Origin of the sequence: Stenotrophomonas sp. As-7 (genome assembly GCF_030291015.1) — a bacterium.
Taxonomy (GTDB): domain Bacteria; phylum Pseudomonadota; class Gammaproteobacteria; order Xanthomonadales; family Xanthomonadaceae; genus Stenotrophomonas; species Stenotrophomonas lactitubi.
This window is the reverse complement of sequence record NZ_CP127405.1, coordinates 2,194,082-2,216,549: the sequence shown is the minus strand read 5'-3', so window position 1 is coordinate 2,216,549 and position 22,468 is coordinate 2,194,082. Positions and strand designations below refer to the sequence as shown.

General features: G+C 65.8%; 17 protein-coding genes. 12 read left to right on the top strand and 5 right to left on the bottom strand.

The genetic code is table 11. The features are described 5' to 3' along the window. Nucleotides 1–124 precede the first annotated feature (124 nt). The 7 genes from QP457_RS10270 (at nucleotide 125) to QP457_RS10240 (ending at nucleotide 9,092) form a co-directional block, all read left to right on the top strand. On the top strand, nucleotides 125–508 hold the full coding sequence (locus QP457_RS10270) for a hypothetical protein (protein ID WP_025878966.1): 384 nt from the start codon (nucleotides 125–127) through the stop codon (nucleotides 506–508). Nucleotides 509–606: 98 nt separating this feature from the next. Next, nucleotides 607–2,976, top strand: a complete 2,370-nt coding sequence (locus QP457_RS10265) for a methyl-accepting chemotaxis protein (protein ID WP_205405306.1) — start codon at nucleotides 607–609, stop codon at nucleotides 2,974–2,976. Between the two features lie 728 nt (nucleotides 2,977–3,704). Then, entirely contained in the window at nucleotides 3,705–5,969 is a 2,265-nt protein-coding gene (locus QP457_RS10260) for a methyl-accepting chemotaxis protein (protein ID WP_205405287.1), read from the top strand. Nucleotides 5,970–6,001: 32 nt separating this feature from the next. Next, nucleotides 6,002–6,871, top strand: a complete 870-nt coding sequence (locus tag QP457_RS10255) for a CheR family methyltransferase (protein WP_205405286.1) — start codon at nucleotides 6,002–6,004, stop codon at nucleotides 6,869–6,871. Then, the gene (gene cheD, locus QP457_RS10250) at nucleotides 6,868–7,464 is read left to right on the top strand and encodes a chemoreceptor glutamine deamidase CheD (RefSeq protein WP_025878962.1); all 597 of its coding nucleotides are present in this window, start codon (nucleotides 6,868–6,870) and stop codon (nucleotides 7,462–7,464) included. The genes QP457_RS10255 and cheD overlap by 4 nt, the downstream gene beginning before the upstream one ends. Further along, complete coding sequence (locus QP457_RS10245; protein ID WP_205405285.1) at nucleotides 7,461–8,534, top strand: chemotaxis response regulator protein-glutamate methylesterase; 1,074 nt, start codon at nucleotides 7,461–7,463, stop codon at nucleotides 8,532–8,534. The genes cheD and QP457_RS10245 overlap by 4 nt, the downstream gene beginning before the upstream one ends. Before the next feature lie 186 nt (nucleotides 8,535–8,720). Further along, a complete protein-coding gene (locus tag QP457_RS10240; RefSeq protein ID WP_205405284.1) occupies nucleotides 8,721–9,092 on the top strand; it encodes a hypothetical protein in 372 nt (123 codons plus the stop codon). A gap of 86 nt (nucleotides 9,093–9,178) precedes the next feature. On the opposite strand, the gene QP457_RS10235 is transcribed toward QP457_RS10240, so the two are convergent. The 4 genes from QP457_RS10235 to QP457_RS10220 all read right to left on the bottom strand — a co-directional run bounded on the left by QP457_RS10235 (nucleotide 9,179) and on the right by QP457_RS10220 (nucleotide 13,057). Next, complete coding sequence (locus tag QP457_RS10235; RefSeq protein WP_205405283.1) at nucleotides 9,179–9,670, bottom strand: TonB family protein; 492 nt, start codon at nucleotides 9,668–9,670, stop codon at nucleotides 9,179–9,181. A 121-nt stretch (nucleotides 9,671–9,791) separates the two neighbouring features. Beyond that, nucleotides 9,792–12,383 carry a bifunctional aconitate hydratase 2/2-methylisocitrate dehydratase gene (acnB, locus tag QP457_RS10230; RefSeq protein ID WP_100465271.1) on the bottom strand — a complete coding sequence of 864 codons (2,592 nt, stop codon included), beginning with the start codon at nucleotides 12,381–12,383 and terminating at the stop codon, nucleotides 9,792–9,794. 41 nt (nucleotides 12,384–12,424) lie between these two features. Continuing rightward, nucleotides 12,425–12,826 (bottom strand): type II toxin-antitoxin system VapC family toxin, encoded by a 402-nt coding sequence (locus tag QP457_RS10225; RefSeq protein ID WP_089240966.1) that lies wholly within the window; start codon nucleotides 12,824–12,826, stop codon nucleotides 12,425–12,427. Between the two features lie 6 nt (nucleotides 12,827–12,832). Beyond that, nucleotides 12,833–13,057: an AbrB/MazE/SpoVT family DNA-binding domain-containing protein gene (locus tag QP457_RS10220; RefSeq protein ID WP_025878955.1), complete on the bottom strand. Its 225-nt coding sequence runs from the start codon at nucleotides 13,055–13,057 to the stop codon at nucleotides 12,833–12,835. A gap of 191 nt (nucleotides 13,058–13,248) precedes the next feature. Here QP457_RS10220 and bamE point away from each other — a divergent pair, with 191 nt between their 5' ends. Both bamE and acnA read left to right on the top strand, forming a co-directional pair. Further along, entirely contained in the window at nucleotides 13,249–13,629 is a 381-nt protein-coding gene (bamE, locus tag QP457_RS10215) for an outer membrane protein assembly factor BamE (RefSeq protein WP_089240964.1), read from the top strand. A gap of 257 nt (nucleotides 13,630–13,886) precedes the next feature. Next, nucleotides 13,887–16,640 carry an aconitate hydratase AcnA gene (gene acnA, locus QP457_RS10210; RefSeq protein WP_205405282.1) on the top strand — a complete coding sequence of 918 codons (2,754 nt, stop codon included), beginning with the start codon at nucleotides 13,887–13,889 and terminating at the stop codon, nucleotides 16,638–16,640. A gap of 124 nt (nucleotides 16,641–16,764) precedes the next feature. Here acnA and QP457_RS10205 read toward each other — a convergent pair whose 3' ends face one another. After that, nucleotides 16,765–18,315 carry a BCCT family transporter gene (locus QP457_RS10205; protein WP_180166980.1) on the bottom strand — a complete coding sequence of 517 codons (1,551 nt, stop codon included), beginning with the start codon at nucleotides 18,313–18,315 and terminating at the stop codon, nucleotides 16,765–16,767. A 170-nt stretch (nucleotides 18,316–18,485) separates the two neighbouring features. On the opposite strand from QP457_RS10205, the gene betI reads away from it, so the two are divergent. From betI to betA, 3 genes are all read left to right on the top strand, one after another. Next, a complete protein-coding gene (gene betI, locus QP457_RS10200; RefSeq protein ID WP_100465265.1) occupies nucleotides 18,486–19,076 on the top strand; it encodes a transcriptional regulator BetI in 591 nt (196 codons plus the stop codon). 41 nt (nucleotides 19,077–19,117) lie between these two features. After that, nucleotides 19,118–20,590: a betaine-aldehyde dehydrogenase gene (gene betB / locus QP457_RS10195; RefSeq protein ID WP_205405281.1), complete on the top strand. Its 1,473-nt coding sequence runs from the start codon at nucleotides 19,118–19,120 to the stop codon at nucleotides 20,588–20,590. A gap of 101 nt (nucleotides 20,591–20,691) precedes the next feature. Then, complete coding sequence (betA, locus tag QP457_RS10190; RefSeq protein WP_180166978.1) at nucleotides 20,692–22,374, top strand: choline dehydrogenase; 1,683 nt, start codon at nucleotides 20,692–20,694, stop codon at nucleotides 22,372–22,374. Nucleotides 22,375–22,468 lie beyond the last annotated feature (94 nt).

Here is a 22,468-nt window from a genome sequence, read left to right as displayed (position 1 = left end):
CTTCACGTTTCTGTTACGCAGCCCTTCAGTTCCCCCCATCCATGCCGATAGGGGGACAGAAGCCGGTCGCGCAGGAACGCGCCAAGGCCGGATCCACCATCACCATCCCCGGAGAATCACCCCGATGAAGTCCCTGCTTGCGTTCGTTTCGGCTGCCGTCCTGGCCACCACCGCTTCCTCCGCCTTCGCGCAGTCGGCCGAGATGATTCCGCCGGAGATGGCACCGCGCGCCGTCGGCAAGGACGGCATGGTCTGCGGCAAGGTCGAAAAGGCCCGCTTCGCAGAAGGTTCCGAAGGCCAGCCGACCTTCCTGTACATGGGCGGCGCCTTCCCGCGCCACACCTTCTCGGCCCGTATCGCCGGCGAGAACCGCGGCAAGTTCTCCTTCCCGCTGGAAACCCTGGAAGGCAAGACCGTGTGCGTGATCGGCAAGATCCAGCGCGATGCGTCGCGTGCGGAAATCGAAGTCAGCTCGCCGTCCAGCCTGAAGCTGGCCAACATCAAGTAATCCGCTGTCCGTCAGACCGCGCCGGCCAGCGTGCCGGCGTGGCTGTTGCAACCGGGCCCCGCGCCCGGCCGCGTCTGCCTTAGGAGATCGCAACGCCCATGCCGTGGATCAACAACCTGAAACTGATGCCGAAGCTCATGCTGACCTTCGGTGTCCTCTTGCTGGTGATGCTGCTGCAGGGCATCGTCGCCTATCGTGGCCTGCATTCGCTGAACAACGTGACCACCGAGCTGGCCGGTTCACGCATGGAAAGCATCCGCATGGCCGGCGAGATGCGCGGCATGCTCGGCGAGTATCGCAACAGCGCCTACCAGCAGCTGATCCGCGCCAGCGACGACGTCAAGGCAGACGCCCGCAAGCAGGCCGCCGAACTGCGCACCAGCATGGACACGTCGATCAAGGACTATCCGAAGCTGGTCGACAACGCACAGCAGAAGAAGCTGTTCGATACCTTCGCCAAGGACTGGAAGGACGCGCTGGCCTCCTATGACAGCGTCACCGAGATGCTGGAGCTGGACCTGCCCGACGACGCGATCGATACCTTCGTCGGCGAGACCCGCACCAAGCATCGCAAGGCGGGCGCCGCGCTGGAAGCACTGATCGCCGAAGACAACCGCCTCGCCCGCGCCTCGCGCGACGAAGCCGCCTCCACCTACTCCGCCTCGGCCGTGCTGACCGTGATCGCCCTGCTCGGCGGTGCCGCACTCGGCCTGGTGCTGGTGTGGCTGTTCGCCCGTGCCCTGGTCGGCAGCGTGCGTGGCGCCGTCTCGGTGGCCAACGACGTCGCCGGTGGCAAGCTCGATGGTCACATCGACGTCAGCCGCCAGGACGAAGTGGGCGAACTGATGCAGGCCATGCAGCGCATGCAGCGCGACCTGCGCGAGCGCACCGAAACCGACCAGGCCATCGCCCGCGAGAACCTGCGCATCCGCACCGCGCTGGATTACAGCTCGACCGGCGTCTACCTGACCGATCCCAGCAACACCATCGTCTACAGCAACCGCGCCCTGCAGCAGACCCTGGCCCAGTACCAGGACGAGTTGCGCCGCGACCTGCCCGACTTCGACGCCCACGCCTCGCTGGTCGGCAAGCCGGTCACCGTGCTCGAGCACCGTGGCGAGATGGACAACACGCTGCTTGCCAACCTCAAGCAGCATGGCGTTGCCCGCCGCCCGATGCAGTACGGCGATGCCCAGTTCGCCCAGGTCGTGTCGACCATCCGCAACGAAGACGGCGACACCGTCGGCTACGTGGTGGAATGGCGCGACCGTACCCAGGAAGCACAGGTCGAGGCCGAAGTGGCACGGGTGATCGCCCAGGCCGCCGCCGGTGACCTGTCCGGCCGCATCGATGCCAACGACAAGGAAGGCTTCTTCCTGCAGCTGGCCCAGCAGATCAATGGCCTGCTGGACGCCAACTCGGGCAGCATCGAACAGATTTCCGGCCTGCTCGCCGCGCTGTCGCAGGGTGACCTGACCGTGCGCATGCACGGTGACTACCAGGGCGTGTTCGCCCGCATGCGCGACGATGCCAACGCCACCGCCGCACAGCTGAGCGAGATCGTCACCCGCATCAAGCAGTCCAGCCGCGCGATCAGCTCGGCCGCCGGTGAAATCGCCTCGGGCAACAGCGACCTGTCGCGTCGTACCGAGCAGCAGGCGGCCAACCTGGAAGAAACTGCCGCCTCGATGGAAGAACTGACCTCCACCGTGCGCCAGAACGCCGAACACGCACGCCAGGCCAACCAGCTCGCCATCGGCGCGCACGGCGTGGCTTCGCAGGGCGGTGAAGTGGTCGGCCAGGTGGTCACCACCATGTCGGCCATCCAGGCCTCGTCGAAGAAGATTGCGGAGATCATCTCGGTCATCGACGGCATCGCCTTCCAGACCAACATCCTGGCGCTGAACGCCGCGGTGGAAGCTGCCCGTGCCGGCGAACAGGGTCGTGGCTTCGCCGTGGTCGCCAGCGAAGTGCGCACCCTCGCCCAGCGCTCGGCCGCCGCGGCCAAGGAAATCAAGGGCCTGATCGACGACTCGGTCGGCAAGGTCAATGATGGTTCGGCGCTGGTGCACAAGGCCGGCGCCACCATGGGCGAGATCGTCGCCTCGGTGCAGCGCGTGACCGACATCATGTCCGAGATCTCCGCTGCCTCGCAGGAGCAGAGCGCCGGCATCGAGCAGGTCAACCAGACCGTGGTGCAGATGGACGAAACCACCCAGCAGAACGCCGCGCTGGTGGAAGAAGCCACTGCTGCCGCACGTGCGATGGAAGAACAGGCAGGCCATCTGAGCGAGGCGGTATCGATCTTCGTGGTCGATGAAGCCGAAGTCGTGGCCGCCGCGCGCACGCCGGCACCGCGTGCAGCCGCCCCGGCTGCCCCGGCACCGATGGCACCGCCGGCCCGACGCGTCAGCGGCGCTCGCCCGGCAGTGACCGAACTGGCCGACGGAGACTGGCAGGAATTCTGATTCCTGCCCGACCTGAAGCATGAAGACGCCCCGGCCCTGCGCTGGGGCGTTTTGGTTTCCGGAGTATCTGATTATCCAGCCAACGGCGAAGCCCCTCGGGATGGTCGCTAGAAGCCCTGGGCTGCTGAGGGTTGGCCGGGAGGGTGGGCTGCGCAGGGGACGCCGTGAATACGTCCCTGTAGGCTCGGTCGCCGCATCCATGCGGCTCACGCCCCTGCGCAACCCACCCTCCCGGCCACGGACAGTTTCCTTGCGCGTCCACCCCGGATTGAAGAAAGAAGAGCAAGAGCAACAGCCGTGTTGCTTCCGGGGTCGGATCCGTTTTCCGCAGGAAAACGGATCCGACCCTCTTTTCACTTGGAAACCCAACGCTCTTGCCATCAGACACCGAAATGCCGAGAGGGCTGGGTCGGGGCGGGCTGGCGGGACCGTTGGCGCCATGGATGGCGCCATCGAGCCCCCATGGATGGGTTTACGGCGTGTCTCGCCTGGCCGCCCCGACCCAGCCGCCCACTGACAATTCAGAGCCGACCAAACGCCGTTGCTGTTGCTGTTGCTGTTGCTTCAAAGCCTGCCGCAGGCAGCGCCGCAGCCGCCGCTGCAAGCAAACCTGAATACGTTCGAACACCCCGCCTCAATCCCCCGCCCCCGCGGCCGATAACGGTCATGTCACCGCTGCTCCCGACCAGCACCGGCGCCTCCACCCACCACGACCCGGGTACTGCTCGATGAATCTCCTGCATCGCTGGCAACACTACTTCAGCAATCTCTCCGTCCGGCGCAAGCTCAATCTGCTCACGCTGCTGATCGCGCTGGGCGTGATCGCGCTCTCGGTGATCGCTGCCCGCATGCAGTACCTGGACCTGACCGATACCCGCAAGTCTTCGCTGAAGACCCAGGTCGAACTGAGCTACGGCATCCTCGACCACTACCATCGCCTCGCCGGAACCGGTGAGCTCAGCGAGGAGGCTGCAAAAGCGGCCGCGCTGCAGGCGCTGGAAGTCATGCGCGCGCACAACGATACCTACTACTACAACATCTACGACACCGGCTATCACGTGCTCATGCACCCGTTCCGCAAGGATCTGGTGGGCAAGGACATGAAGGATTTCCGTACCGGCGATGGCATCCGCATCTACTACGACCAGATCGAAGCGGCCAAGGCCGGCGGCGGCTTCGTCGCCTATCGCTGGGCCAAGCCCGGCGAGAAGGGCGAGGTCGAAAAGGTCGCCTATGCCGGCCTGTTCAAGCCCTGGAACTGGGTGGTCAGCAGCGGCGTCTACATGGATGACGTGCAGCAGCAGGCACTGGTCTTCACCGCCATCATGACCCTGGCCGGCGGCGTACTGGTGCTGATCGTGCTGGCGTTGAGCTGGGTCATCGGCAACCGCATCGCGCGACCGCTGAAGCAGGCCACCGCCGTCGCCGAAGGCATTGCCGGCGGCAAGCTGGACAGCCACATCGGCCCGCAGCCGCATGACGAACCCGGTCGCCTGCTCGAAGCGATGTCACGCATGCAGCAGCAGCTGCACGCAGTCATCAGCGGCCAGCGTGAGATGGCACGCCGTCACGATGAAGGTGAACTCAGCTACCGCATCGACGCCAGCGCCTTCCCCGGCGAGTACGGGCTGATGGTGCAGGAAACCAATGTCCTGGTCGGCAGCCACGTGCAGACCCTGCACGATGTACTGAACGTGGTGCAGCAGTACGCCGTCGGCGACCTCAGCGGCGACATCGCCCGCTACCCGGGCGAAAAGGCGGCGATGACCACCACCGTCGACACGGTCAAGGCCAACCTCGGCCGCATCAACGCCGAGATCAAGCAGCTGGCCAGTGCCGCAGCCGCGGGTGACTTCAGCCAGCGCGGCGACGCACAGCGCTTCGATCACGATTTCCGCACCATGCTGGAAAACCTCAACGCCATGATGGCGGTCAGTGATGACAACCTCGGCAAGCTCTCGCAGCTGCTGTCGTCCATCGCCGACGGCGACTTGACCGCCCGCATGCACGGTGACTATCAGGGCGTGTTCGCGCGCATGCGTGACGATGCCAACGCCACGGTCAGCCAGCTGACCCAGATCGTTGGCCAGATCCAGCTCAGTGCTTCCAGCATCACTTTGTCGGCCGGCGAAATCGCCTCGGGTAACAGCGACCTGTCGCGCCGCACCGAACAGCAGGCCGCGAATCTGGAAGAAACCGCCGCGTCGATGGAGGAACTGACCTCCACCGTGCGCCAGAACGCCGAACACGCGCGCCAGGCCAACCAACTCGCCATCGGCGCGCACGGCGTGGCCTCGCAGGGCGGCAGCGTCGTTGGTCAGGTGGTCACCACCATGTCGGCCATCGAGGCGTCCTCGAAGAAGATCGCCGAGATCATCTCGGTCATCGACGGCATCGCCTTCCAGACCAACATCCTGGCACTGAACGCCGCGGTCGAAGCCGCCCGTGCCGGTGAACAGGGCCGTGGCTTCGCCGTGGTCGCCAGCGAGGTGCGTACCCTCGCCCAGCGCTCGGCCGCCGCTGCCAAGGAGATCAAGGGCCTGATCGATGATTCGGTCGGCAAGGTTGCCGAAGGCTCCAGCCTGGTCCACCAGGCCGGCAGCACCATGGGCGAGATCGTCGCCTCGGTGCAGCGGGTGACCGACATCATGGCCGAGATCTCCGCCGCCTCGCAGGAACAGTCGGCCGGCATCGAACAGGTCAACCAGACCGTGGTGCAGATGGATGAAACCACCCAGCAGAACGCCGCGCTGGTGGAAGAAGCCACCGCCGCCGCACGTGCAATGGAAGAGCAGGCCGCGCAGCTGGCCGACGCCGTGGCGATCTTCCGCCTCGACAACCAGGTTGCCGTCGCAGTGCAGGCGGTGACCGCGAAGGTCGCACCGAAGGCCGCCAGCCCTGCGCCTTCGCGGCCGCTGTCGACGCCCGCACCGATCCGCCGTAACCACTCCAGCGCCGTCGTCTCCAACGACGGCGACTGGCAGGAATTCTGATCCTCGCGGCGGCTGCGGCCGCCGCCCCGCCGATGGACACGTCACCCGTGCAGAGCCCCACCCCCATCGTCAGCGGTACGCGCGAATTCGAGTTCGCCGACCGTGATTTCCGCCGCGTCTGCGACCTGATCTACCAGCGCGTGGGCATCGCCCTCGCCCCGGCCAAGCGCGACATGGTGTACGGACGCCTGTCGCGCCGCCTGCGCACGCTGGGCATGCGCAGCTTCCAGCAGTACCTGGACCATCTGGAACAGGGCGATGGTGACGAGTGGCAGGCATTCACCAATGCGCTGACCACCAATCTCACCGCATTCTTCCGCGAGCCGCACCATTTCGACAAGCTGCGCGAAGAGCTGCAGCAGCGCAACGCCCGCAGTCCACTGCTGCTGTGGTCATGCGCGGCCTCCACCGGTGAAGAGCCCTACTCGATGGCGATCACCGCCTGCGAAGCGTTCGGCACCCTGAAGCCTTCGGTGCGCATTGTTGCCACCGACGTCGACACCCAGGTACTGGCCACCGCCGGGCGCGGCGTCTACAACATCGACCGTGTCGCCGGCCTCGATCCGGACCTGCGCCGCCGCTACTTCCAGCGCGGCAGTGGCCCCAACGAAGGCCAGTGCCGCGTGCTGCCGGCGCTGCGCGAGCTGATCGAGTTCCGCCCGTTGAACCTGCTGGCACCGCGCTATGACGTCGGCGGTCCGTTCGATGCGCTGTTCTGCCGCAACGTGATGATCTACTTCGACAAGCCCACCCAGCGCGCGATTCTTGGCCGCCTGGTCAACCACCTGGCCGACGACGGCCTGCTCTATACCGGCCACTCGGAGAACTACCTGCACGCCGCCGATCTGATCCAGCCCTGCGGCCGTACCCTGTACCGGCGCGCGCAGGGAGCCAGCGCATGAATGCTTCGCTGCGCACCGATGATGTGATGCGCTACCAGGACGCACGCTTCAAGACCATCGCCGCCAAGCTGCTGCCGACCCAGTACCTCGTGGTGGATGACACCACTGCGCTGACCACGACGCTCGGCTCCTGCGTGGCGGCGTGCCTGCGCGACCCGGTACTGAAGATCGGCGGCATGAACCACTTCCTGCTGCCCGAGGGCAACGCCGGCGACGGCGCGCCCGCACGCTATGGCAGCTACGCGATGGAACTGCTGATCAACGACATGCTCAAGCGTGGCGCACATCGCAAGCGCATCGAGGCGAAGGTATTCGGTGGTGCCAACGTGCTGAAGGGCTTCACCAGCAATCCGGTAGGCACGCGCAACGCCGAGTTCGTGCGTCAGTACCTGCAGGCCGAGCACATCCCGATCCTCGCCGAGGACCTGTGCGGCATCCATCCGCGCAAGATCTGGTTCTTCGCCGATACCGGCCGCGTCGTCGTGCAACGCCTGCCGCACGCACACGAAGCCGAAGTGGCCGCGACCGAATCGGCTGTGCGCGCACGCCTGTCCAAGGCCCCGGTCACCGGTGGCGTGGAGCTGTTCGAATGACCCTGACCGGCAACGACCCCTGCCGGGTCCTGATCGTCGACGATTCCGCCGTCGTGCGGCAGATGCTCACCGAAATCCTGTCCAGCGATCCGGCCATCGACGTGGTCGGCACCGCTGCCGACCCGCTGCTGGCCCGCGAGAAGATCAAGCGCCTGGCTCCGGACGTGATCACCCTGGACGTGGAAATGCCACGCATGGATGGCCTGGCGTTCCTGGAAAACCTGATGCGCCTGCACCCGTTGCCGGTGGTGATGATCTCGTCGCTGACCGAGCGCGGTGCCGATACCACCCTGCAGGCGCTGGGTCTGGGCGCGGTGGACTTCGTTTCCAAGCCCAAGCTTGATGTAGCCCGTGGCCTGCAGGCCTATGCCGATGAAATCATCGCCAAGGTGAAGATGGCTGCGCGCTCACGGGTGCGTCCGCTGGTGCGCGTGGCCACACCGAAACTCACGTTGGACGCCGCCCCTGCCGTGCGTCCGGCAGCAACGCAGTTCCGCACGACCGACCGCCTGATCGCCATCGGCTCCTCGGCCGGCGGTACCGAAGCATTGCGCGTGGTGCTGGAAGGCATGCCCGCCGACGGTCCCGCAGTGGTGATGACCCAGCACCTGCCCGCCAGTTTCAGCACCGCCTTCGCCGAGCGCCTGGACCGCCATTCGGCGATGGCGGTACGCGAAGCCAGCGATGGTGAAGCGGTGCTGCCCGGCCACGCGTACCTGCCACCCGGCGGCAAGCACCTGCGGATCATCCGCGACGGTGCGCGCTGGCGCTGTCGGGTCGACGACGGCCCGGCAGTGAACCGACACAAGCCGGCAGTCGACGTGCTGTTCCGTTCGGTGGCGCAGGCCGCAGGTGGCAATGCCATCGGCGCCATCCTCACCGGCATGGGCGATGACGGCGCACGTGGCCTGCTGGAAATGCGCCAGGCCGGTGCCCCGACGCTGGTGCAGGACGAAGCCACCAGCGTGGTCTGGGGCATGCCCGGTGCGGCGTTCAAACTTGGCGCGGCCGAGGAACAGGTACCGCTGGAGCGCATTGCCGAGCGTTTGCTGGCGCTGTCCCGCAGCTGATGGGACGGCTGTAGAGCCGAGCCCATGCTCGGCTGCTTTTCGGGTCCCGCTCCGGCAAGCCGAGCATGGGCTCGGCGCTACAGGCCATCACGTAACAAAAAACTTCGGCTTTCACCGGGGTTCTTCGGTTCAACGGGCTGCCCGCATCTGTGCTTTGATAGCCGTATTGCACAAGGAATGCTGCGCATGATCACAGGGATATGGAAGGCCGTGCTGGCGGCCACACTGCTGTCACTGCCACTGGCACCCGCCGACGCCAGTGGTGATCTGTTCTACTTCCAGGCCAAGCAGGGTGATGTGTTCTTCATGCTGATGCTGGTGGGGCGCGAAGACCCCGGCGCGGTGAGCGTCAGCTGGAAAGGCGCGTCGATCCCGAAGTACCCGAACGTTCATCGCCGCTACTACATCGAATTCGACCGCGCCAAGCGCCAGGCCTACGTGCGTCCGCTTAGCCGTGATGGACTGCCCTGGTTCGAGATGGATGTCTCCGGCGGCCGGGGCAATGTGCTCTTTGCCGGGAAGCGCCTTCAAGGCACTGCCGACTGGACCATCCAGTAGCAGACAACCCTCGGAATGCGCCCGTAGTTCTCCGCTTCAACTGCCTGCCGGGCAATGCCCGGCACCGCCACATCACGCAGTCGCAGTTACGGTCCCGACACCGTGATCCGCACCTTTCCGCGCACCGGTACGCCATCCCTGCTGGCGGCGTTGTAGCTCCATCGATACGCCGCATCCACGGCCGCCGCATCCAGCGCCGCCGATCCACTGCCGCGCGCGATCTCCACAGCATACGGGCGGCCCTGCTCGTCTACGTCCACCAGCAGCGTGGCCGCACCAACTCCGCGCTCGGGTGGCTGATGGTTCTCAAGCTGCACGGGATGCTGCCGCTGCGAGTCGGCATCAACCGAGGCGTAGGTTTCCACCTTTTCGGCTGTCTCAGACCTTGACGCGTTGGCCCGGGCGATCTCCAGGAACTGTTCCTGCAGCAGGAACACCCTGTGTTCGTCAGCGCTCATCCGCCTATCGGCAGACGCTTCATCGGCCCGCACATCCTGCTGCGCGATTGCAGCCGGAGCCATGGCCCAGCCCGCCATCATCGCTGCCAGCGCTACCCAGCGTCGTCGATCCGCCAACATCCCTGTCCTCCTGAAAAAGCAGGCCGAAGTCTAACGCGCAGCCGGCGGCGCTGGCGCCCACAAAAAAACCCCCGGCTTTCACCGGGGGTTCTTCGTTTACACCATCAACCGATCAGCAGGATCAGGCAGCGACCGTGTTGGCCACGTCCTGGTATTCCTCGATCTGGTCGAAGTTCATGTAGCGGTAGATCTCCGCGCCACTGGCGGCGATCACGCCCACATCGGCCATGTACTCTTCCTTGGTCGGGATGCGGCCCAGGCGCGAGCAGATCGCGGCCAGTTCCGCCGAACCCAGGTACACGTTGGTGTTGCGGCCCAGACGGTTCGGGAAGTTGCGGGTCGAGGTCGACATCGCGGTGGAGCCTTCGCGGATCTGCGCCTGGTTGCCCATGCACAGCGAGCAGCCCGGCATTTCCATGCGTGCGCCGGTGGCGCCGAAGGTGCCGTACACGCCTTCCTTGGTCAGCTCCGAAGCATCCATCTTGGTCGGCGGGGCCACCCACAGGCGGGTCGGCAGGTCGCGCTTGCCTTCCAGCAGCTTCGCAGCCGCACGGAAGTGACCGATGTTGGTCATGCACGAACCGATGAACACTTCATCGATCTTCGCACCCGCGACTTCGGACAGGGTCTTCACGTCGTCCGGGTCGTTCGGGCAGGCCACGATCGGCTCGTGGATGTCGGCCAGGTCGATCTCGATGACGGCGGCGTACTCGGCGTCGGCATCCGGCTCCAGCAGCTCCGGGTTGGCCAGCCACGCTTCCATCTTCTCGATGCGACGCTGCAGCGAACGCGGATCCTGGTAACCCTCGGCAATCATCCACTTCAACAGGGTGATGTTGCTGGTCAGGTACTCGATGATCGGTTCCTTGTTCAGGCGCACCGAGCAGCCGGCAGCCGAACGCTCGGCCGAGGCATCGGACAGTTCGAATGCCTGTTCGACCTTCAGTTCCGGCAGGCCTTCGATTTCGAGGATGCGGCCGGAGAAGATGTTCTTCTTGCCAGCCTTGGCCACGGTCAGCAGGCCCGACTTGATCGCGTACAGCGGAATCGCGTTGACCAGGTCACGCAGGGTCACGCCCGGCTGCATCTTGCCCTTGAAACGCACCAGCACCGACTCCGGCATGTCCAGCGGCATGACGCCGGTGGCAGCGGCGAAGGCGACCAGGCCCGAACCGGCCGGGAACGAAATGCCCACCGGGAAACGGGTGTGCGAGTCACCACCGGTGCCGACGGTGTCCGGCAGCAGCATGCGGTTGAGCCAGCTGTGGATCACGCCGTCGCCCGGACGCAGCGAGATGCCGCCACGGGTGGAGATGAACTCCGGCAGGGTGTGGTGGGTCTTGACGTCCACCGGCTTCGGGTAGGCCGCGGTATGGCAGAACGACTGCATCACCAGGTCGGCCGAGAAGCCCAGGCAGGCCAGGTCCTTCAGCTCGTCGCGGGTCATCGGGCCGGTGGTGTCCTGCGAGCCCACCGAGGTCATCTTCGGTTCGCAGTAGGTACCCGGGCGCATGCCCTGCCCTTCAGCCAGGCCACAGGCGCGGCCGACCATCTTCTGTGCCAGCGAGAAGCCCTTGCCGGTGTCGGCCGGCTGCACCGGCAGGCGGAACAGGTCGGTCGGGGCCAGGCCCAGCGCCTCGCGCGCCTTGCCGGTCAGGCCACGGCCGATGATCAGCGGAATGCGGCCACCGGCACGCACTTCGTCGAACAGCACGTCGGACTTGACCTGGAACTCGGCGATCACTTCGCCGTTCTTCAGCGCCTTGCCTTCGTACGGACGCAGCTCGACCACATCGCCGTGCTCCATCTTCGACACGTCCAGCTCGATCGGCAGCGCGCCGGCATCTTCCATGGTGTTGTAGAAGATCGGGGCGATCTTCGAACCCAGGCAGACGCCACCGGCGCGCTTGTTCGGGATGTACGGAATGTCATCGCCGGTCCACCACAGCACGCTGTTGGTGGCCGACTTGCGCGAGGAACCGGTGCCGACCACGTCGCCGACATAGGCGACCAGGTGACCCTTGTCCTTCAGGTCGAGGATCTGCTGGATCGGGCCGCGCTTGCCGTCTTCTTCCGGGGTGAACGGCGCATCGTCGCGCTTGTTCTTCAGCATCGCCAGGGCGTGCATCGGAATGTCAGGGCGAGTGGTCGCGTCCGGTGCCGGCGACAGGTCGTCGGTGTTGGTCTCACCCGGCACCTTGAACACGGTGACGGTCAGGCTCTGCGGCACTTCCGGGTTGCTGGTGAACCACTCGGCATCGGCCCAGCTCTGCAGCACGGACTGGGCGTTGGCGTTGCCGGCCTTGGCCTTTTCCTGCACGTCGTGGAAGGCGTCGAACACCAGCAGGGTCTTCTTCAGCGCGTCGGCAGCGATGGCGCCGACGCTGGCGTCGTCCAGCAGCTGCACCAGCGGCGCGACGTTGTAGCCGCCCAGCATGGTGCCCAGCAGTTCGGTGGCGCGCTCGCGGCTGATCAGCGGGTTCTGCTCGCTGCCCAGTGCGATCGCGGCCAGGTACGAGGCCTTGACCTTGGCAGCGTCATCGACGCCGGCCGGCACGCGGTGGGTCAGCAGGTCGAGCAGGAACTCGGCCTCGCCCTGCGGCGGGTTCTTCAGCAGTTCGATGACATCGGCCGTCTGCTGCGCGGTCAGCGGCAGGGGCGGGATGCCAAGCGCAGCGCGCTCGGCGACGTGGTGGCGGTAGGCTTCCAACATGACAACTCCCGGGTAATGCGTGAGGTGAATAAAAAGTGGGCTCAGGCTTGCGGCACGATCAGCTTCAGGCCCTTGAAGTAGTCGCGATAAAACGTGTCGTTCCAGGTGATCAGGCCATCGCACTGCAGCAGCGCGTGCGCACCGATCATGAATTCGTCCAGGCCACGGCGCTGACCGCTGCCACGCTGGCGATGGCGGCGATGCATTTCACCGGCGCGCAGGGCCGATTTGGCCTCCAGCGCGTTGAAGTGCACGCCCATTTCCTCCAGCGCTTCCAGTACCTCGGCACCGCCGCGCAGGGCAGCGCAGATCTCGGCCAGGGTGGCGCCGCAGACCACCACGCGGCCGCCGACCAGGCTCTGCCGCAGGCAGGCTTCCACCGCATCGGCCTGCGGGCCGTTGCTGAGCAGTTCGACCAGCACCGGTGAATCGACGGCGATCATCACCGCTTACTCCTCGTCGCGCAGGTCGCGCACGGCCGCGTCGGCCGATTCGAAGCCGTCCAGCGAGAACTTGCCGCGGGCGCGCGAGATCGCATCGTCCACGCTCTTGCGCAGGATGATCCGGCTGCCTTCCAGCTCTACCTTCAACAAGGTGCCCTTGGTCAGGCCCAGCGCATCACGCACCGCCTTGGGCAGGGTGATCTGTCCGCGTTCAGCAACGGTGGCTTCCATGGGGTACGCCTCAAAAAGTATGTATGAATTATACATACCCGTCGCATCCGGGACAAACCCAGCCGATATGTGACCTTCATCCCGCGTCAGTCGCATCCGGGGGTTAGACTCCTTCGGCAGCCCAGCTGCGCCCCGGCTGGACGCCCCGGCGTTCCTACCGCACCTATCCGCCCCATAAATAAGGAAGTTTCATGCGCGCTCTCACCCTTGCCCTGATGCTGGCTGCCCCGTTGACCCTGTCGGTTCCGGCGGCCCACGCCTTCAACCCGTTCGGTGCCTACGTCACCGGCACCGAGATCACTCCGGCGCAGATGGACGCGGCGGAGATCGGCAAGACCACCCAGAAGCAGGTCAGCGAGGCCTTTGGAGCACCCAATCGCCGCGAGCAGCTGGGCGACACCCAGGTCTGGTACTACGACTTCACCAAGATCAAGAGCTTCGGCAAGAACATCAATGAATCGACCGTCTTCGAATTCAACAAGGCCGGCGTGCTGACCGCCAAGTCCAAGAGCAACGGCACCGGTGGCGCCAAGACCGGCAACCCGCTGCTCGATGCCGCCAACGGCAAGTAACTGCTGCAGCCGATGCATTCCTGGACGGGGCGCCCATGAGCGCCCCGTCTGCGTGCGGGCCGGCGCAAAAACGATGGGTACGCTGACACGAAGGCTACACACATCGCTGTAACCTTGCGTTCCAAGCCTGCCGGGTCATTGCCGGGCGCCGGATCGCCGATACTGGGCAGGATCCGGGGCCGGAGTGCCACCGGCAAACGCAAGCAGGCCCGCCCATGCGGGCCACTGCAAGCCATCCGCAAGAGGAGTCATCCCGCATGAGCGATTCGTTCTCCACCCGCAGCCAGCTCGATGTTGGCGGCAAGGCCTACGATTACTTCAGCCTGCCCAAGCTGGGCCAGCGCTTCGACATCTCCCACCTGCCCTATTCCATGAAGATCCTGCTGGAGAACCTGCTCCGGCACGAGGATGGTGGCGCCACCGTGGGCCCCGAGCACATCGAAGCGGTCGCCCGCTGGCAGCCCAGCGCCGAGCCGGACACCGAAATCGCCTTCATGCCTGCACGCGTGGTGCTGCAGGATTTCACCGGCGTGCCCTGCGTGGTCGACCTGGCCGCCATGCGCGACGCAGTGGTCAAGCTGGGCGGTCGCCCGGAACAGATCAATCCGCTGATCCCCTCCGAACTCGTCATCGACCATTCGGTGCAGGTGGATGTGTTCGGCAAGCCCGACGCACTGGACCTCAACGGCAAGATCGAATTCCAGCGCAACCAGGAACGCTACGGCTTCCTGCGCTGGGGCCAGAAGGCCTTCGACAACTTCAAGGTGGTGCCGCCCAACACCGGCATCGTCCACCAGGTCAACCTGGAAAACCTGGCCCGCGTGGTGATGACCGCGGACAAGGACGGCAAGGCCATCGCCTATCCGGACACGGTGTTCGGCACCGACAGCCATACCACGATGATCAACGGCATCGGCGTGCTCGGCTGGGGCGTGGGCGGCATCGAGGCCGAGGCGGCCATGCTCGGCCAGCCCTCGTCGATGCTGATTCCGCAGGTCGTCGGCTTCAAGCTGACCGGCAAGCTGCCCGAAGGCGCTACCGCCACCGACCTGGTGCTGACCGTCACCCAGATGCTGCGCAAGCTCGGCGTGGTCGGCAAGTTCGTCGAGTTCTATGGCGACGGCCTGCAGCACCTGCCACTGGCCGACCGCGCGACCATCGGCAACATGGCTCCGGAATACGGCGCCACCTGCGGCATCTTCCCGATCGACAACGAATCTCTGACCTACCTGCGCCTGTCCGGCCGCAGCGAAGAGCAGATCGCCCTGGTTGAAGCCTATGCCAAGGCGCAGGGTCTGTGGCACGACGCCAACAGCCCGCATGCGCAGTACAGCACCACGCTGGAACTGGACATGGGCACGGTCAAGCCCTCGCTGGCCGGCCCCAAGCGCCCGCAGGACCGCGTGCTTCTGGAAGACGTGCAGAAGAACTACCGCGACGCCCTGGTCGGCATGACCGCCAACCGTGACAAGCGCAGCGAGGATGTCTCCACCTTCGTCAATGAAGGCGGCGGCGCCGCAGTGGGCAACGAGCAGTTGGCCAAGGGCTACGCCGACATCGAGATGGACGGCAGGAAGGTGCGGCTGAAGGATGGCGCGGTGGTCATCGCCGCCATCACCTCGTGCACCAACACCTCCAACCCGGCGGTGATGATCGGCGCCGGCCTGCTGGCCCGCAACGCGGCCGCCAAGGGCCTGGACCGCAAGCCGTGGGTCAAGACCTCGCTCGGCCCAGGCTCGCGTGTGGTCACCGACTATCTGGAAAAGGCCGGCGTTCTCACCGAGCTGGAGAAGATCGGCTTCTATGTGGTCGGCTATGGCTGCACCACCTGCATCGGCAACTCCGGCCCGCTGCCGACCGAAGTCAGCGCCGGCATCGCCAGTGGCGACCTGGTGGTGACCTCGGTGCTGTCGGGCAACCGCAACTTCGAGGGCCGCGTGCACCCCGAAGTGAAGATGAACTACCTGGCCAGCCCGCCGCTGGTGGTGGCCTACGCCATCGCCGGCACCACCGACATCGACCTGACCAGCGAACCGTTGGGCACCGGCAGCGATGGCCAGCCGGTGTACCTGCGCGACATCTGGCCGAGCAACAAGGAAATCGGCGACGTCATCGCCGCCACCGTCGGCCCGGAGATGTTCAAGCAGAACTACGCCGACGTGTTCAAGGGCGATACCCGCTGGAACACCATCGCCTCGCCGGACGGTGATCTGTACGAATGGAGCGATGCCTCCACCTACATCAAGAACCCGCCGTACTTCGACGGCATGACCATGCAGGTCGGCACCATCGACGACGTGCACGGCGCGCGGGTGATGGGCCTGTTCGGCGATTCGATCACCACCGACCACATCTCCCCGGCCGGCAACATCAAGAAGGATTCGCCGGCGGGCCGCTTCCTGCAGGAACGCGGCGTGCAGCCGGCCGACTTCAACAGCTACGGCAGCCGCCGTGGCAACGATGACGTGATGGTCCGCGGCACCTTCGCCAACATCCGCATCAAGAACCTGATGTTCGGTGGCGAAGAAGGCGGCAACACCCTGTACTACCCGGCCAACGGCGGCCAGCCGGAAAAGCTGGCGATCTACGATGCCGCCATGAAGTACAAGGCCGACAAGGTGCCGCTGGTGGTGCTGGCCGGCAAGGAATACGGCACCGGTTCCTCGCGCGACTGGGCCGCCAAGGGCACCCTGCTGCTGGGGGTGAAGGCGGTCATCGCCGAGAGCTTCGAGCGCATCCATCGTTCCAACCTGGTCGGCATGGGCGTGCTGCCGCTGCAGTTCCGCAACGGTGAAAACGCACAGTCGCTGGGCCTGGACGGTTCGGAAGTGATCGATGTCACCGGCCTGCAGGATGGTGCCAGCAAGCGCGCCACGGTCACCGCGACCAAGGCCGATGGCACGAAGAAGACCTTCGAAGTCTCGGTGATGCTGCTGACCCCGAAGGAAGTGGAGTACTTCCGTCATGGTGGCCTGCTGCAGTACGTGCTGCGCCAGTTGGCTGCACGTTGATCGATCGCACTGCATAGGTAGAGCCAGGCCATGCCTGGCTGCTGTCAGCGCAAAGACAAAAGGGCCGGATCCTCGCAGATCCGGCCCTTTTCCTTGGCGCTCGCCGGGCATTGCCCGGCGCTACCTACCGGCGCGGCGCATCCGGGTCGGTACGCAGCGCCTTCAACAGGCCCCACATGTAGAACGCCAGGATGAACGAGAACGGCAGGCCGCACAGCACCACCGCCGTCTGCATCGCGCTGAAGTTGCCGGCCAGCAGCAGGCCGACGCTGGCCACGGTGATGCCCGCCGCCCAGAACACGCGCAGCCAGATCGGCGCGTCATGCCCGTCCTCCACGCCATCATCGACACGCCGGGTGCACAGGTTGGCGATCATCAGCGTTCCCGAATCAACCGGGGTCAGGAACAACACGAAACCAATCACCACCGCCGCACCCGCGATGTACGGTGCTGCGGGCAGATACTCCAGCAGCTTGAACAGGGTCATCGCCGCATCATGCTGGGCCACGTCGCCCAGCACCGCCTGGCCGTGGTTCAGCACCAGGTCGATGGCGGTGTTGCCGAAGATCGACAGCCACGCCAGGGTGAAGCCGAGCGGGATCAGCAGTACGCCCATGATCACTTCACGAATAGTGCGGCCACGCGAGATGCGCGCCACGAACAGGCCCACGAACGGCGCCCAGGCAATCCACCACGCCCAGTAGAACAGCGTCCACGAGCCCATCCACTCACGCCCCTTCGGGTCATTGAGATACATGTCGAAGCTCTTGCGCACGAACGCGCCCAGGTAGTCGCCGGTGTTCTGCACCAGGCCGTCGAACAGATGCAGGGTCGGCCCGGTCACCAGCACGAACAGCAGCAGCAGGCACAGCAGGCGCACGTTGAGGTTGGACAACCAGGCGATGCCCTTCTCCACACCGGCAACGACGCCGATGGTGGCCACGACCATCATCACCAGCACGATCGCCACCAGCACCTGCGGCGTATCCGGGATGTGGAACAGGTAGACCAGGCCGGACTGCACCACCAGCGCACCGATGCCGAGGTTGGTGACCATCGAGATCAGCGTCGCCAGGATGCCGAAGCCATCGACCATGTCACCGATGCGGCCATGGATGCGTTCGCCGAAGATCGGGTACAGCGCCGAACGCAGCGCCAGCGGCAGGTTGCGTCGATAGGCAAAGTAGCCCAGCGCCACGCCGACCAGCGCGTACAGCGCCCAACCGTGCAGGCCCCAGTGCAGGAAGGTCAGCACCATCGCTTCGCGGCCGGCCGCAACGGTTCCGCCGGGCTGCCCGGGCGGGTTGAGGAAATGGTCCAGCGGCTCGTAGGCGCCGTAGTACAGCAGCGCGATGCCGATGCCAGCCGAGAACAGCATCGACACCCAGGCCACGTAGCCGAAGGCGGGCGATTCCTCGTTATGGCCCAGGCGGATGCGGCCATACGGCGAGAACGCCAGCCACAGCACGAAGCCCAGGCAGGCCACGATCAGCAGCATGTACCACCAGCCGAACGCCGCCGAGACCTCGGCCTGCGCCCATTGCAGCCAGTGCTCGCTGGCCTGCGGGAAGAACACGGTCAACGCACCGAGGATGCCGATGGAGACCGACGAACTGAAGAACACGAAACGGTTCAAGCGCAGGGGCGAGCGCTTGGGATGAGCCAGGGAAGACATGGGGTCGTCTCATCAGTCCAGGGGGGCACATGGGCGGGGCCGGACCGGAAACCGGGCCCATGGCGTGGGGGCGCGACCGGCATCGTAGGGTTTATTGATTGAACGTTCAATCAATAAAAAGTATGATCTCCACCAGCCCGGCATCCCGGGTCGCAATCCGTGGAGAGACAATGCCGAAGAAAGGCGTGGAGCCGGTCCGCCGCGAGCAGCTGATCCGGGCCACTTTCCAGACCATCGACGAGATCGGCATGGCCGATGCCACCGTCGCCACCATCGCAAAGAAAGCCGGCCTGTCCAGCGGCATCGTCGCCCACTACTTCGGCGACAAGGACGGCCTGCTCAATGCCGCGATGCGGCAGATCCTGCGCGAGCTGAAGGCCGCCGTCGCCCGCTATCGCGACGCCGCGCCGGATGACGCACGTTCACAGCTTCGCGCCATCGTCGATGGCAACTTCGACGACAGCCAGACCAACGGGACCGCCATGCGTGTATGGCTGACGTTCTGGGCCGCGAGCATGCACCAGCCGGAACTGACCCGGCTGCAGCGTGCCAACGACCAGCGACTGTTCTCCAACCTCTGCCACCAGTTCAACCGCCAGTTGCCGCATGCACAGGCACGCCTGTCCGCACGCGGACTGGCCGCGATGATCGACGGCCTGTGGCTGCGCGGCAGCCTGGTCGGCGGTGACTTCAACGCCGACAAGGCACGCCGCATCGCCTACGGCTACATCGATTTCCAATTGCAGGCCAACGCGCCCTGAACGCGCCAGCAACCCGCCCCACCCCTTCCAGGAGCAAGCCGATGACCACCCTGCCCGTGCAACAGCTCTACATCCACGGCCGCCGCGTCGATGCCACCAGTGGCAAGACCTTCCAGACCATCAACCCGGCCACTGGCCAGGTGCTGGCCGACGTGCAGATCGCCAGCCAGGCCGATGTCGAGCGCGCGGTTGAAAGCGCCAGTGAAGGCCAGAAGGTGTGGGCAGCGATGACCGCGATGGAGCGCTCGCGCATCCTGCGCCGCGCCGTCGAGATCCTGCGCGAGCGCAATGACGAGCTGGCCCACCTGGAAACGCTGGATACCGGCAAGGCGCTGGCCGAAACCACCACGGTGGACATCGTCACCGGCGCCGACGTACTGGAGTACTACGCCGGCCTGGCCACGGCCATCGAAGGCATCCAGCTGCCGCTGCGCGAATCGAGCTTCTTCTATACCCGCCGCGAGCCGCTGGGCGTGGTCGCCGGCATCGGCGCCTGGAACTATCCGATCCAGATCGCCATGTGGAAGTCGGCCCCGGCCTTGGCCGCCGGCAACGCGATGGTGTTCAAGCCGTCCGAAGTGACCCCGCTGACCGCGATCAAGCTCGCCGAGATCTACACCGAAGCCGGCGTGCCGGACGGCGTGTTCAACGTCGTGCAGGGCCCTGGCCGCGAGATCGGCAACTGGCTGACCGAGCACCCGGTGATCGAGAAGATCTCCTTCACCGGCGGCGTTGCCACCGGCAAGAAGGTCATGGCCAGCGCCGCGTCGTCTTCGTTGAAGGAGGTGACGATGGAACTGGGCGGCAAGTCGCCGCTGGTGATCTGTGACGACGCCGACCTGGACCGCGCCGCCGACATCGCGGTGATGGCCAACTTCTTCAGCTCCGGCCAGGTCTGCACCAACGGCACCCGCGTGTTCGTGCCGCGCAGCATGCTGGCCGCGTTCGAGGCCGCCGTGGTCGAGCGCGTCAAGCGCATCCGCATCGGCGACCCGATGGCCGCCGAGACCAACTTCGGCCCGCTGACCAGCTTCCCGCACATGGAAAACGTGCTGCGCTTCATCGAAAGCGGCAAGAGCGAAGGCGCGCGCCTGCTGACCGGCGGCGGTCGCGCCACCGACGGCGCCCTGGCCGAGGGCGCCTATGTGCTGCCGACGGTGTTCTCCGACTGCCGCGACGACATGACCATTGTCCGCGAAGAAATCTTCGGGCCGGTGATGAGCATCCTCGCCTACGACGACGAGGACGAAGTGGTGCGTCGCGCCAACGACACCACCTTCGGCCTGGCCGCAGGCGTGGTCAGCAAGGACATCAGCCGCGCACATCGCATCATCCATCGCCTGGAAGCCGGCATCTGCTGGATCAACACCTGGGGCGAGTCGCCGGCCGAAATGCCGGTGGGTGGTTACAAGCAGTCCGGCGTCGGCCGCGAGAACGGCATCTCCACCCTCGGCCACTACACCCGCATCAAGTCGGTGCAGGTCGAACTGGGCGACTACGCCAGCGTGTTCTGACCGGCGCGCCCTGAGCACCGCCCATCGTCCGGCCACCGCGCCGATCCGACATTCCGCCGGGACGCCTGCATGCAGCGCGCCCGGCCTGCAGGAGAGCAACCATGAGCACCCATAACGAGTACGACTACATCATCATCGGCGCCGGTTCGGCCGGCAACGTGCTGGCCACCCGCCTCACCGAAGATGCCGATGTCAGCGTGCTGCTGCTGGAAGCCGGTGGCCCGGACTACCGGCTCGACTTCCGTACCCAGATGCCCGCCGCACTGGCCTTCCCGCTGCAGGGCAAGCGCTACAACTGGGCGTACAAGACCGATCCCGAGCCCTTCATGAACAACCGCCGGATGGATTGCGGTCGTGGCAAGGGCCTGGGCGGTTCGTCGCTGATCAACGGCATGTGCTACATCCGCGGCAACGCGATGGACTACGACAACTGGGCCGGCATGCCGGGCCTGGAAGACTGGACCTACCTGGACTGCCTGCCGTACTTCCGCAAGGCCGAAACCCGCGACATCGGCCCCAACGACTACCACGGCGGCGACGGCCCGCTGCGCGTTACCACGCCCAAGGCCGGCAACAACGAACTGTTCGCGGCGATGGTCGAGGCCGGTGTGCAGGCCGGTTACCCGCGCACCGACGACCTCAACGGCTACCAGCAGGAAGGCTTCGGTCCGATGGACCGCACGGTCACGCCGAAGGGCCGTCGCTCCAGCACCGCGCGTGGCTACCTTGACCTGGCCAAGCCGCGCCCGAACCTGACCATCGTCACCCACGCGCTGACCGACCGCATCCTGTTCTCGGGCAAGCGCGCCGTGGGCGTGCAGTGGCTGCACAACGACCAGCCGCAGCGCGCCACCGCGCGCCGCGAAGTGTTGCTGTGCGGCGGCGCCATCGCCTCGCCGCAGATCCTGCAGCGCTCCGGCGTCGGCCCGGCCGACCTGCTGCGCAGCCTGGACATCGACCTGGTGCACCACCTGCCCGGCGTCGGCGCCAACCTGCAGGATCATCTGGAAATGTACCTGCAGTACGAGTGCAAGAAGCCGGTCTCGCTGGCCCCGGCACTGAAGCTGTACAACCAGCCGGCGATCGGCGCCGAATGGCTGTTCCTGGGCACCGGCATCGGCGCCAGCAACCAGTTCGAGGCGGGTGGTTTCATCCGCAGCGATGCCGAATTCGACTGGCCCAACCTGCAGTATCACTTCCTGCCGGTGGCGATCAATTACAACGGCTCCAACCCGATCAAGGCGCACAGCTTCCAGATGCATGTCGGCTCGATGCGCTCGCCCAGCCGCGGCCGCATCCACGTGCGCTCGAAGGACCCGCGCGAAGATCCCAGCATCCTGTTCAACTACATGTCGCACGATCAGGACTGGCGCGAATTCCGTTCGGCGATCCGGATCACCCGCGAGATCTTCGCGCAGCCGGCGCTGGCACCGTACAGCGGTCGCGAGATCTCGCCGGGCAGCGCGCTGCAGACCGATGCGCAGATCGATGCGTTCGTGCGCGAGCATGCCGAGACCGCCTACCACCCGTCCTGCTCGAACAAGATGGGCCACGCCGATGATCCGATGGCGGTGGTCGACGGCCAGGGTCGCGTGCATGGTCTGGAAGGCCTGCGCATCGTCGATGCCTCGATCATGCCGCAGGTGGTCACCGGCAACCTCAACGCGCCGACCATCATGATCGCCGAGAAGCTGGCGGATGTGATCCGTGGCCGCACCCCGCTGCCGCGCAGCACTGCGGCGTACTACAAGGCCAACGGCGCGCCGGTGCGCAGCCACGGCTGACGCGGCTACTCCGCCGAGCATGGCCCGGCGCTACCGGCACCTCTTCCCCCAATCGGTAGCGCCGGGCCATGCCCGGCGTCTTTTGCCGCATCCA